The sequence below is a fragment of the Streptomyces sp. NPDC026062 genome (genome assembly GCF_055568375.1).
Window position 1 is genome coordinate 1 of record NZ_JBVHOQ010000013.1, and the last position, 11,187, is coordinate 11,187.

The following is an 11,187-nucleotide window of genomic DNA, read 5'->3' on the forward strand; positions in this document are numbered from 1 at the left end:
TACTGCAGGGGGGACCCTGTGGGAGAGTAGGACGCCGCCGAACAATCATTGTGGAAAAGCCCCGTGCCCTTGTGGCACGGGGCTTTTCTGCGTTCCGACCGTTTAAGGTCATGACATGCGCTACGAACTGGTCATCTTCGACAACGACGGTGTGCTCGTGGACAGCGAGCCGATCGCCAACACCATCCTGTCCGGCTACCTCACCGAGCTCGGGCACCCCACCTCGTACGAGGAGTCCCTCCGCGACTACATGGGGTCCGCTGTGCACCGGGTGCACGACCTCGTCGACGAACGGGGCGGGGAGAAGCTGCCCGCCGACTTCGACGACACGCTCCACGCACGGATCTTCGCCGCCTTCCAGCGGGAGCTGGAACCCGTCCCCGGCGTGGAGGAGGTGCTGGGGGAGCTCGTCGCCGACGGGATTCCCTACTGTGTCGCCTCCTCCGGCAGCCACGAACGGATCCGGGTCAGCCACCGCAAGACGGGGCTCGACCAGTGGTTCGAGGAGGAGTGGATCTTCTCGGCGGAGGACGTGGGCCGGGGGAAGCCCGCGCCCGATCTGTTTCTCCTCGCCGCCGAACGGATGGGGGTTGCTCCCGAGCGGTGCGTCGTCATCGAGGACAGCCCGCTCGGCGTCGAGGCGGCCAGGGCCGCCGGCATGGATGTGTACGGGTTCACTTCGATGATGCCGGCGGACCGGCTGGCCGGTGTGACCGGGCATTTCTCCGACATGGGACAGCTGCGGGAATTGCTTGCCTGACGCGTCTACCCATGGGTAGAGAGTGGCTCTACGCTCGCGCACATGACAGATGCACGTTTGCGGCACGGCAGAGCTTCCCTCGCGTTGAGCTTCTTCGTGCAGGGCGTCACCTTCGCTCTCCTCGTCACCCGGATCCCCGCGATTCAGGACCGGTACGGGATATCCGACGGCCTGTTGCCCGTGTTCCTCGCGGCCGTGCCGATCCTGGCCGGGGTGGGCAGCGTGGTCACCGAGAAGGTGGTCGCGCGGGTGCGGCCCAGGGTGGTCCTGCGGTGGGCACAGCCGGTCGTGCTGCTGGCGCTGCTCGGCGTCGGTGCCGGGAGCGAGTTGTGGGAAGCGGCCCTGGCGCTCGGTGTGTTCGGGCTGTCCGTCGGTGCGTTGGACGCCTCCATGAACATGATGGGGGTCAGTCTCCAGCGGGCGTACGGGCGTTCCATCATGCTCGGCTTCCATGCCGCGTACAGCCTGGGCGGGATCGCCGGGGCGTCCATGGCGTGGGCCGGAGCGCACTGGGACCTGTCGCTGCTGGTCTCGTACCTTCCGGTGGTCGTGGTGCTGCTGCCCGTCGCGTTCATCGGGAGCCGGTGGTACGTCGAGGGGAAGCAGGAGGAGGAGCTGGGCGCGGAGCGGGGGACGGCCGGCTCGGTCTCCTTCAAGCTGCTGATGCCGCTCTGTCTGGTGATGTGTTTCGCGTACATCGGGGACTCGACGGTCTCCAACTGGAGCGCGAAGTATCTGCAGGATGTGCTCGGGAGTTCGGAGCAGCTCTCGACCGTGCCGTACAACGTCTACATGGTGACGACGCTGCTGGGGCGGGCTGTCGGGGACTTCGGGGTGCGGCGCTTCGGTGCTGTGGCCGTGGTGCGGTCCGGGAGCGTGCTGGCCGCAGCCGGGTTCGGGGTGGTGGCCGTCGCGGGCGGGGCCTGGATGGGGATGCTCGGGTTCACCATGCTGGGGCTCGGGCTCTGTGTGATCGTGCCGCAGACCTTCGCGGCCGCCGGGCGGATGTTCCCGGGGGCGAGCGATACCGCCATCGCCCGGCTGAACATCTTCAACTACGTGGGATTCCTGGTGGGCTCGCCGCTGGTGGGTGCGCTCGGGGATGCCTGGAGCTATCGGGGCGCGATGCTCGTGCCGATGGTGCTGGTGCTCGCGACGCTCGCGTACGCCAAGTCGTTCGGTGCGGAGCCTGCCCGATACGGTGGCGGGCATGAGCGGCCGCGCACAGTTGATGTGGGATGACGCAGTAACGGGATACGACTTCGGGGACAGTCATCCCATGGACCCGGTCAGGCTCGCCCTGACGATGGGGTTGGTGCGGGCGTTCGGTCTCGACCGGGCCGTGGACGTCGTGGCGGCCAAGGCGGCCGGGGACTCGACCCTGCGGCTCGTGCACCGGCCGGACTATGTGGCGGCCGTGCGGGCCGCGTCCGCCGATCCCCGGGCCGCGGACCAGAGCTACGGGATCGGGACGACGGACGATCCGGCGTTCGCCGGGATGCATGAGGTGTCGGCGCTGATCGCCGGTCAGTCGGTGGCGGCTGCCGAGGCCGTGTGGCGGGGCGAGACCGGGCACGCCGTGAACTTCACGGGCGGGCTCCATCACGCCATGCCCGGTGTCGCGGCCGGATTCTGTATCTACAACGATCCGGCCCTCGCCATCGCGCGGCTGCTGGAGCTGGGCGCGGAGCGGGTCGCGTACGTCGATGTGGACGTGCACCACGGGGACGGGGTGCAGGCCGCGTTCTGGGAGGACCCCCGGGTTCTGACGGTCTCGCTGCACGAGCACCCCCGGACGCTCTTCCCGCAGACCGGGTGGCCGCAGGAGACCGGTGCCGGGGCGGGTGAGGGTGGTGCGGTCAATGTGGCGCTGCCTGCCGGTACGGGGGACGCGGGATGGCTGCGGGCGTTCCACGCGGTGGTGCCGGAGCTGCTGGCGGACTTCCGGCCACAGGTGCTGGTGTCGCAGCACGGGGCCGATACGCACTTCGAGGACCCGCTGGCCCATCTCGCGGTGTCGCTGGACGCGCAGCGGGCCGTGATGGCGGCCTGCCACGACCTGTCCCACGCGTACGCGCAGGGGCGTTGGGTGGCGCTCGGCGGGGGCGGTTACGCGGTGGTGGACGTGGTGCCTCGGTCCTGGACGCATCTGGTGGGGATCGCCGCGCACACGCCGGTGGACCCGGAGTCGGTGATCCCGTCGTCGTGGCGGGACGAGGTCTACGCCCGGACTCGGCAGCTCGGGCCGGCCCGGATGACGGACGGGCGTACGCCGGAGTGGAAGGCGTGGGAGGACGGATACGATCCGGCCGACCGGCTGGACCAGGCGGTGCTTGCGACCAGGCGCGCGGCGTTCCCGCTGCGCGGGCTGCTGACCTGACCCGGAGCCCGGAGTGATGGCGCGTTCTGGTTGCGCCAACTGTGGGGCGTAAACCGGGTTTTGGTCCCTGGCCGCCGTGGGTGGGGGAGCATCGGCAGGGTGTTGAGCACCGGAGCGCTGCGTGCGCATCTGCTGGCGGCCCGGCTGGCCGGGCCCGTCGCCACATCGAGGGAATCGAGTCTGCGGAGCTATCGGCTGTTCGCGGCCAGGGATCCGAGGGTGACGCTCGGCCTCGATCCCGGACGGGGGTGGGGGGAGCGGGATCTGCTGCGGCTCATGGCCGACAGGTGCGGGGTCTCCGATGATCCCGCGCATGTCTCGGGTTCCGATGTGATCGATCCGGAGCGGACGGTGGCGGGGCTGGACGCGTTTGCCGAGCGGTTGTCGGATGCCGCGGCGCGGCGGTCGCCGGTGCTGTTCGGGACGGGGCATCCGCACCGGCTGCTCGGTTTCTACGCGGCGCTGGCAGACGCCTTGTCGGCGGTGGGATGTGCCGTGCTCACCCCCGCGCAGGGGCGACGTATCGACATAACGACCCGGTTCGGCGTACGCACTTACCACCTCGACTACGTACGGGGAGTCGCGATGGTGCGCGAACCCGGCGTGCGGATGCCCGGTGGTGGCACCGGCGCACATACCCACTCACCCCTGCCGCTGAGGGTGGCCCTGGAGGCCGCCGTGGACGCCCGGGGGCCGCTGCCGGAGCTCGTCGTGGGGGACCACGGCTGGGTCTGCGGGGCAGGTCAGCTGGGCATCGACGCGATCGGCCTGGCGGACACGGACGATCCGGCGCTGTTCGTCGGGGAGGCGGAGGGGCGGGTGTCGGTCGTCGTCCCGCTCGACGACGCCGTGCGTTCCGCGTACTACCTGCCGCTGACGCGCTATGTACTCAATCGGGCGTGTCTGTCACAGTAGGCGGCCGATCGTCTCTCCTCTTCCCCACTCGTATCACCCGCCCCTAACCTGGGGAGTGAGCGCACAACGACGAAGAGTCACCGGAGGGGAAGCCGGTGGGCGTCTCGTGCGGAAGGTACAGGTGGGTCATGGCTGCTGACAGCGAGAGGCCTCTCAACGAGGTCAAGTTTCTGACTGTGGCGGAAGTCGCCTCGGTCATGCGAGTGTCGAAGATGACCGTGTACCGCTTGGTGCACAGCGGTCATCTGCCGGCGATCCGGGTGGGCAGGTCCTTCCGGGTGCCGGAGCAAGCGGTGCACGAGTATCTCCGCGAGTCCTTCGTGGGGGTGGGGACGGCCTGACGTTCCCCTCGGATTACGTACCTCACGCGGTGGCGGGTAGGCTAGGCCGACGTAGGTCGTGTGGGCCCAGACGCCCCGCACCAGTGAAGAAGAAGTGAGCGAGGGTAGTCGTGGGCTCTGTTATCAAGAAGCGGCGTAAGCGGATGGCCAAGAAGAAGCACCGCAAGCTGCTCAAGCGCACGCGCGTTCAGCGTCGCAACAAGAAGTAAGCGAACGCAGTTCGTGACAATCGCAGCCCTCCCGCCGGTCCGGCGGGAGGGCTGCGGTGCTGTACGGGGAGTATCCGCGAAGGGTGCGCACATTCGGGCCAAGACGCGGAACCGGGCCGTCGCGCAGTCATCACAGGGCAACATCCACCCGCTACGGTGACGACCGGGGGAGTGTCCTTTCGCGGGCGCTGCCTCCACTCACCGCACAGAGGACCGACGGAAGGCGCTGATCTTGGGGAAGGTCGTGCTCGTCACGGGAGCGGCCCGGCAGCTGGGTGGCCGGTTCGTGCGGCGCATCCAGCGTGATCCGGACGTGGACCGGGTGATCGCGGTCGACGCGGTCGCGCCAGGACACCGGCTGGGCGACGCGGTCTTCGTCCGCGCGGACATCCGCCAGCCCGCCATAGCCAGAGTCATCGGCGAGCACGCGGTCGACACGGTCGTCCATCTCGACGTCAGCGCCAGGGCGATCGGGGCCCAGGGACGTACCGCGGTCAAGGAGACCAACGTCATCGGCACCATGCAGCTGCTCGGTGCCTGCCAGAAGGCGCCGTCGGTCCGGCGGATGGTGGTCAAGTCCAGCACGGGCGTCTACGGCTCCGCGCCCCGCGATCCGGCGGTCTTCCACGAGACCACCCCGCCCAAGTCCCTGCCCGGCGGGGGCTTCGCGAAGGACGCGGTGGAGGTCGAGGGGTACGTACGGGGCTTCGCCCGCCGCAGGCCGGACGTGGCGGTGTGCGTGCTGAGGTTCGCGAACATCCTGGGCCCCGATCCCGACTCGCCGCTCGCCGACTATCTGTCGCTGCCGGTACTGCCGACGGTGTTCGGCTACGACCCGAGGCTCCAGTTCGTCCACGAGGACGATGTCCTCGACGTCCTCGGCATCGCCGCGGGCGAACCGAGGCGCGGGACGCTGAACAGCGGCACGTTCAACATCGCGGGCGACGGAGTGCTGTTGCTCTCGCAGTGTTCGAGGCGGCTGGGGCGGCCGACGATGCCGCTGCTGCTGCCCGCTGTCACGTGGGTGGGGCAGGCGCTGCGGAGCGTCGGCATGACGGACTTCTCGCCGGAACAGGTCCGGCTGCTCACCCATGGCAGGGTGGTCTCCACGGTCCAGATGCGCGAGACCCTGGGTTTCCGTCCTCGGTTCTCCACAGCTGAGACCTTCGCCGAGTTCGCGCGCAGCCAGGGGCCGGGGCTGCTGCCGCCCGCGGCGGTGGGCCGGGCCGTCGACAAGGTGGCCGCGATGCCGTTCGCCGGGAGCACCGGTGGGTCCGGCGACGACACACACCCGACTCCGAGCGTCAGGTAGAGGAGCGCACCGACGATGGCGGATGCCAAGGTCATTCCGTTCGACGACGACCGTTCGCGGTCGGGGGGTGTGCCGCGCGCTGCGCGCAGGCGGCCCCCGGCACGGGGCACAGGGTCCGTCAGCGCCCTGCCCGGGCAGCCGGCGGCCGTGCCGTCGTCGCAGGAGGGGCAGGAGGGGGCTGTGGCTTCCGAGGGCGCGGGAGGCGGCGGCTGGGACCGTCGGATCGCGGGCGGGCTGGCGTTCCTGCGGCGGCGGGTCACGGGCGAGTACGACGTCGACGAGTTCGGTTACGACAAGGAGCTCACCGACCAGGTCCTGATGTCGGTGCTGCGGCCGGTGTACGAGAAGTACTTCCGGGTCGAGGTGAAGGGCATCGAGAACATCCCGTCGGACGGCGGGGCGCTCGTGGTGTCCAACCACTCGGGGACGCTGCCGCTGGACGGGCTGATGCTCCAGGTCGCGGTGCACGACAACCATCCGGCCGAGCGGCATCTGCGGCTGCTCGCCGCCGACCTGGTCTTCATGCTGCCGGTCGTGAACGAGCTGGCCCGCAAGGCCGGTCACACGCTGGCCTGTGCGGAGGACGCGGAGCGGCTGCTGCGGCAGGGCGAGGTCGTCGGCGTGATGCCGGAGGGGTTCAAGGGCCTGGGCAAGCCCTTCGGCGAGCGGTACAAGCTGCAGCGCTTCGGGCGGGGCGGCTTTGTGTCGACGGCTCTGCGGGCCGGGGTGCCGATCGTGCCGTGCTCGATCGTGGGGGCGGAGGAGATCTACCCGATGATCGGCAACTCGAAGACCCTGGCGCGGCTGCTGGGTACGCCGTACTTCCCGATCACGCCGACGTTTCCGTGGCTGGGGCCGTTGGGGGCGGTGCCGTTGCCGACGAAGTGGACGATCCAGTTCGGTGAGCCGATTCCCACGGACGGGTATCCGCTGGAGGCGGCGGAGGATCCGATGCTGATGTTCAACCTGACGGATCAGGTGCGGGAGCAGATCCAGCACACGCTGTACAAGCTTCTCGTGCAGCGGCGGTCGGTGTTCTTCTGACGCCGGTGCCCGGGGCGTCCTCGTGGGGCCCCGAGCACCGGGCCCGGACCGTGCCGGACGGGCTCTGCGGCCCATCCGGCGGTCTGTTCAGCTCCTGTCGTTCTCCGCGTCGATCCCGAGGCCGCCGATCAGGCCGGGGATCAGCGGCGGGAGGGTGATGTCCGGCGACGGAGCCGTGCTCGGGGTGTCCTGTGTCGGTGTGGTGGCGTCGGGCGACGGTGGGTCGAAGAGCCCGTCCGTGCCGCCGCCGAGCAGGCCTTCCGCGGGGGTGTTGCCCGAGTCCGACGGCCGGGGCGAGGAGCTGGTGTCCGTACCGCTGCTGCCGCGGGGGCCTTCGGGGGAGGAGGGGGACGGGGCGTGCGAACGGGAGGACGGGGCGCTGCCGGCGCCGGTGGTGCCGGACTCCTGGGATCCGTTGCTCGCCTCCGGGGGGCGGGGCAGCAGGGATTGCAGCGGTTCGACCTCGTCGTTTATGGCCGCGAAGACCGAACTGACCTGGTTGCCGACGTCGGTCAGCTGCAGGGGCAGGCTGTCGCGGAGGCTGCTCCAGCTGTCGCGGTGTGCGCGGGCGAAGGAGTCCAGGGTCTGGATGGGGCCGATCGTGCCGTCGCGTTCGTAGGCGGAGCGGAGGAGGCGGTGGCCTTCGGCGGCGTCGTGGGTCATGCCGTTGAGGGTGCGTCTGACCTCGCCGAGCTGTTCGTGGTCCAGGTCGCCGGAGCGGGCGCGCTCCATCAGCCTGCGGGCCTCGCTGAGCCGGGTCGAGGCCTGGTCGAGGTAGACCTCGCCGCGGTCCGTGTCGCCGTTGGCCAGGCCGAGGTGGATGTCCTCCATGCCGCGCTTGAGCCCGTAGAGGGAGTCACCCGGCAGGGCGTCGGAACTGGCCGCCGCCACTCCGCCGAAGGCCCCTGCGGCCACACCGACGGTGAGCCCGCCGGCTGCGAGGCTCTTCGTCCAGCGTGTCCTGGGGCGCAGTTTCCGGAGTGGCGAGGCCCGGTGGGCCCCCTTGCCCCGCTGTTCGGGCACCGTGGCGTCCGCGGCTGCGCCGCCCTCGGCGAACATGGCCTCCATGGCGGCGACGAGCTGGGCTCGCTGCACCACTTTGACTTCGGGATCCAACTCCGGCTTCGGTAGCTCACCGAGGCCGTTCGCCAAGGCCAACAGCGGTCCGGGGACGGCCTGTTCGGCCGGTTCCTCGGGCTGCGCGGCCGCCGCACCGTGGAGCGACTGCTCCTCCAGGGCCTGGGCGAAGGCGGCCGCCCGCCGGTGTGCCGAAACGTTTGCGATCACTGGCGGCACCTCCTCTCGTCATGACGGTCGACTCCCCTGTGAGTTCGGAAGGTTGCACACCTTGAGCGCATCCACTCGAATGAGTGAGCTTCTGCGGACATGGTGTGACGACAGGGGGCCTGCAACCGGCACAACGAGCGGCGCGGCACTTGGGTTACGCACGAAAGATGATCGGACCAGTGCGTGATGAACATATCGCCGAGAGTGACTCGGCTCGGGTGGGCTCAGCGGGCGTCGTCCGGAAGAAGTCGGGCAAGCGTGCGAACGGCGCGATACTGCAGGGTCTTGATCGCCCCCTCGTTCTTGCCCATCGCCCGTGCGGTCTCGGCGACCGAGAGGCCCTGCAGGAATCGCAGGGTGACGCACTCCTGCTGCTGGGGGTTGAGTCGGCGCACGGCTTGCAGCAGCGCGGCATTGGAGAGGGACTCCAGGACGGAGTCCTCGGGGCTGCGCTCGACCTCGTTGGCGTCGAGCATTTCGCCGGTGGTCACTTCCAGTCGGAAACGACTGGATTTGAAGTGGTCGGCGACCAGGTTGCGAGCGATGGTGACCAGCCAGGCGCCGAAGTCCCGGCCCTGCCAGGTGAAGGTGGAGATGCGCCGCAGGGCACGCAGGAAGGTCTCACTCGTGAGGTCCTCCGCTGTCGCCTTGCCGCCCACCCGGTAGTAGATGTAGCGGTACACGGTGTCGCTGTACTGGTCATAGAGGCGGCCGAAGGCGTCGGCCTCGCCGGCCTGTGCGCGCTCGACGAGATCCATCATGCGGGCGCTGTCGCTGTCGGCGGTCGGCCGGCGGACGGCGGACGTGGTCGTTGCGCCGCGGTTGCTGCGTCTTCCGACCGCCGCGCTGCGTTCGGCCAGGGCGTAGCAGGGGCCGGCAGGTGCAGGGGTGGCAAAGGCGGGTACGGCGTACGCGGTGGGGACGAAGCCGCGCAAACGGTCGGCGACCGTCGCGCGCAGCGTAGCCAGGCCCGAGGCGTCAACCCCGACGTGTGGGTACACGGGACTCCCAGAGGCAGAGCTTCCATCACGTTCAGTGCGAAACCGTCACTCGTCGTGGTGAGTGGTGGGTTCCGGAATGCGTCTGAGGAGAATAACGCTTCGTACAGGCAGTGCTACACCCAGTTGCTCAAATCACCGATTACGTCGCTTCTTTAGCGACTATTCGACGCATTAGCTAACACATCGCGATCGGTTATTGATCGGATTACTTCGGGATCTGCCTGGAGCCGCGACAGGTTGTGGTCGAGTGCGGGTAACCCGACTGGCCGGAGCGGTCGGTGGGCAGGGGGTCCCGATTGGTGGCGGGGGCCGGGCGTGGCCCGGCCCCCGCCGGGTGGTCCGTCAGCGGCGGCGGCGGTGCAGGGCGACGGCCGCCGCGGTGCCGCCCGCGAGGGCGCCCACGCCTGCCGCGGCCGGGATGCCGACCTTGGCGGCCTTGCGGCCGGTCCGGTAGTCGCGCAGCCGCCAGTCCAGGGCGCGCGCGTGCTTGCGGAGCTTGGTGTCCGGGTTGATCGCGTACGGGTGCCCGACCAGGGACAGCATCGGGATGTCGTTGTGCGAGTCGCTGTACGCCGCGCAGCGGGCCAGGTCCAGGCCCTCCGCCGCGGCCAGCGCGCGTACCGCCTCGGCCTTCGCCGGGCCGTGCAGCGGTTCGCCGACCAGGCGTCCGGTGTAGACGCCGTCGACCGACTCGGCGACGGTGCCCAGCGCGCCGGTCAGCCCGAGCCGGCGGGCGATGATCGTGGCCGTCTCCACCGGGGCGGCGGTGACCAGCCAGACCTTCTGGCCGGCGTCGAGGTGGGCCTGGGCGAGGGCGCGGGTGCCGGGCCAGATGCGGTCGGCCATGTACTCGTCGTAGATCTCCTCGCCGATCGACATCAGCTCGGAGACGCGGTGGCCCTTGACGATGGACAGGGCGCTGTCGCGCGCGTCCTGCATGTGTTCGGGGTCCTCGACGCCGGCCAGCCGGAACCAGGCCTGCTGCCAGGCGAACCTGGTGAGCTCGCGGCGTTCGAAGAACTTCCGTTTGTACAGCCCGCGGCCGAAGTGGAAGATCGCCGCGCCCTGCATGACGGTGTTGTCGAGGTCGAAGAAGGCGGCGGCCCGGTCGTCCCCGACGACGGGGAACTCGGGTTCTTCCGGCTCGCCGGGGTGTGTGTCGGAGGCGGCGTCCTCGGCAGCGGCGGACTGCTCGGCGGCGAGCGAGGACTTCCGTGCTGCCTCCGCCGCTGCTTCGCCTGCCAGCACGCTGCGTGCTGTCGCGGAACGCCTACGCGGTGTGAGCCATCCAAGAGCGGCCATGCCGTGAGCATAGCCAGTCGCCCCGCTCCATCCCGACCTGCCGGGATGCGGTGGCGTGAACTCTCGGAGGCCGGTGCGTTGAACGGGCGATTCGGGGCGTACCGGTCCAAGGTCCTTCCGGGGCCGGTGTGCGGCAGGTCCAGGGGTGTTCCGAGGGTGTCGGATGCGGCTTCGGGTCCGGATCGGGGGCGGTCCGCCGCCGGGGCGGGCCGGGGGTGGACCGGGCGCGGCCCGGGGGCGGCGCAGAATGAAAGGCATGAGTGCCCTGCTGCGTCGTACGAAGAAGAAGCCCGCCGACCGCGTGGTCACCCTGGTCGGGAAGCCGGGGTGTCACCTCTGTGACGACGCCAGGGCGGTGGTGCGGGCGGTCTGTGAGGAGACCGGCGCGTCCTGGGAGGAGAAGGACATCACCCGGGACGAGGAGCTGTACAAGGAGTACTGGGAGCAGATCCCCGTGGTCCTCGTTGATAACGAACAGCACACGTTCTGGCGGGTGGACGCGGCAAGACTGCGCAGCGCGCTGCTTTCCTGAGTGAAACCCGGTTACCATCGTGGGCGTTTTGAGTGGTCTCGGGGGCGTGGCTGTGAGGAGTGTGTTCCGCTTTGCCCCCTTCGGGCCCGCAACGGGCTGATGCG

At 69.8% G+C, this 11,187-nt stretch carries 12 protein-coding genes; 9 read left to right on the forward strand and 3 right to left on the reverse strand.

What is annotated here, in order from left to right:
- The first annotated feature begins 115 nt into the window (after nt 1–115).
- The 8 genes from ACZ4LX_RS14180 to ACZ4LX_RS14215 all read left to right on the forward strand — a co-directional run bounded on the left by ACZ4LX_RS14180 (nt 116) and on the right by ACZ4LX_RS14215 (nt 6,961).
- Nucleotides 116–760, forward strand: coding sequence for an HAD family hydrolase (locus ACZ4LX_RS14180; RefSeq protein WP_467649965.1), 645 nt, complete (start codon nt 116–118; stop codon nt 758–760).
- 42 nt (nt 761–802) lie between these two features.
- Nucleotides 803–2,002 (forward strand): MFS transporter, encoded by a 1,200-nt coding sequence (locus ACZ4LX_RS14185; protein ID WP_467649966.1) that lies wholly within the window; start codon nt 803–805, stop codon nt 2,000–2,002.
- Nucleotides 1,971–3,140: an acetoin utilization protein AcuC gene (locus tag ACZ4LX_RS14190; RefSeq protein WP_467649967.1), complete on the forward strand. Its 1,170-nt coding sequence runs from the start codon at nt 1,971–1,973 to the stop codon at nt 3,138–3,140. Before ACZ4LX_RS14185 ends, ACZ4LX_RS14190 begins: the two co-directional genes overlap by 32 nt.
- A gap of 99 nt (nt 3,141–3,239) precedes the next feature.
- Entirely contained in the window at nt 3,240–4,055 is an 816-nt protein-coding gene (locus ACZ4LX_RS14195; protein ID WP_467649968.1) for a phosphatase, read from the forward strand.
- 128 nt (nt 4,056–4,183) lie between these two features.
- Entirely contained in the window at nt 4,184–4,396 is a 213-nt protein-coding gene (locus tag ACZ4LX_RS14200) for a helix-turn-helix domain-containing protein (RefSeq protein WP_123460011.1), read from the forward strand.
- A gap of 110 nt (nt 4,397–4,506) precedes the next feature.
- Nucleotides 4,507–4,605 (forward strand): 30S ribosomal protein bS22, encoded by a 99-nt coding sequence (locus ACZ4LX_RS14205; protein WP_003948845.1) that lies wholly within the window; start codon nt 4,507–4,509, stop codon nt 4,603–4,605.
- 232 nt (nt 4,606–4,837) lie between these two features.
- The gene (locus ACZ4LX_RS14210) at nt 4,838–5,917 is read left to right on the forward strand and encodes an NAD-dependent epimerase/dehydratase family protein (protein ID WP_467649969.1); all 1,080 of its coding nucleotides are present in this window, start codon (nt 4,838–4,840) and stop codon (nt 5,915–5,917) included.
- Between the two features lie 15 nt (nt 5,918–5,932).
- Nucleotides 5,933–6,961 (forward strand): lysophospholipid acyltransferase family protein, encoded by a 1,029-nt coding sequence (locus tag ACZ4LX_RS14215; RefSeq protein WP_467649970.1) that lies wholly within the window; start codon nt 5,933–5,935, stop codon nt 6,959–6,961.
- Between the two features lie 87 nt (nt 6,962–7,048).
- Here ACZ4LX_RS14215 and ACZ4LX_RS14220 read toward each other — a convergent pair whose 3' ends face one another.
- The 3 genes from ACZ4LX_RS14220 to ACZ4LX_RS14230 all read right to left on the reverse strand — a co-directional run bounded on the left by ACZ4LX_RS14220 (nt 7,049) and on the right by ACZ4LX_RS14230 (nt 10,551).
- Nucleotides 7,049–8,248, reverse strand: coding sequence for a DUF5667 domain-containing protein (locus tag ACZ4LX_RS14220; protein WP_467649971.1), 1,200 nt, complete (start codon nt 8,246–8,248; stop codon nt 7,049–7,051).
- 224 nt (nt 8,249–8,472) lie between these two features.
- Nucleotides 8,473–9,249 (reverse strand): ECF subfamily RNA polymerase sigma factor, BldN family, encoded by a 777-nt coding sequence (locus ACZ4LX_RS14225; protein ID WP_467649972.1) that lies wholly within the window; start codon nt 9,247–9,249, stop codon nt 8,473–8,475.
- Nucleotides 9,250–9,591: 342 nt separating this feature from the next.
- Nucleotides 9,592–10,551, reverse strand: coding sequence for an HAD family hydrolase (locus ACZ4LX_RS14230; RefSeq protein WP_467649973.1), 960 nt, complete (start codon nt 10,549–10,551; stop codon nt 9,592–9,594).
- A gap of 256 nt (nt 10,552–10,807) precedes the next feature.
- On the opposite strand from ACZ4LX_RS14230, the gene ACZ4LX_RS14235 reads away from it, so the two are divergent.
- Entirely contained in the window at nt 10,808–11,083 is a 276-nt protein-coding gene (locus ACZ4LX_RS14235) for a glutaredoxin family protein (RefSeq protein WP_467649974.1), read from the forward strand.
- The last annotated feature ends 104 nt before the right edge of the window (nt 11,084–11,187 follow it).

Coding starts and splice junctions, on each gene's coding strand:
- ACZ4LX_RS14200 (WP_123460011.1), top strand. CDS start 4,184: ATGGCTGCTGACAGCGAGAGGCCTCTCAACGAGGTCAAGTTTCTGACT.
- ACZ4LX_RS14215 (WP_467649970.1), top strand. CDS start 5,933: ATGGCGGATGCCAAGGTCATTCCGTTCGACGACGACCGTTCGCGGTCG.
- ACZ4LX_RS14180 (WP_467649965.1), top strand. CDS start 116: ATGCGCTACGAACTGGTCATCTTCGACAACGACGGTGTGCTCGTGGAC.
- ACZ4LX_RS14190 (WP_467649967.1), top strand. CDS start 1,971: ATGAGCGGCCGCGCACAGTTGATGTGGGATGACGCAGTAACGGGATAC.
- ACZ4LX_RS14235 (WP_467649974.1), top strand. CDS start 10,808: ATGAGTGCCCTGCTGCGTCGTACGAAGAAGAAGCCCGCCGACCGCGTG.
- ACZ4LX_RS14230 (WP_467649973.1), bottom strand. CDS start 10,551: ATGGCCGCTCTTGGATGGCTCACACCGCGTAGGCGTTCCGCGACAGCA.
- ACZ4LX_RS14185 (WP_467649966.1), top strand. CDS start 803: ATGACAGATGCACGTTTGCGGCACGGCAGAGCTTCCCTCGCGTTGAGC.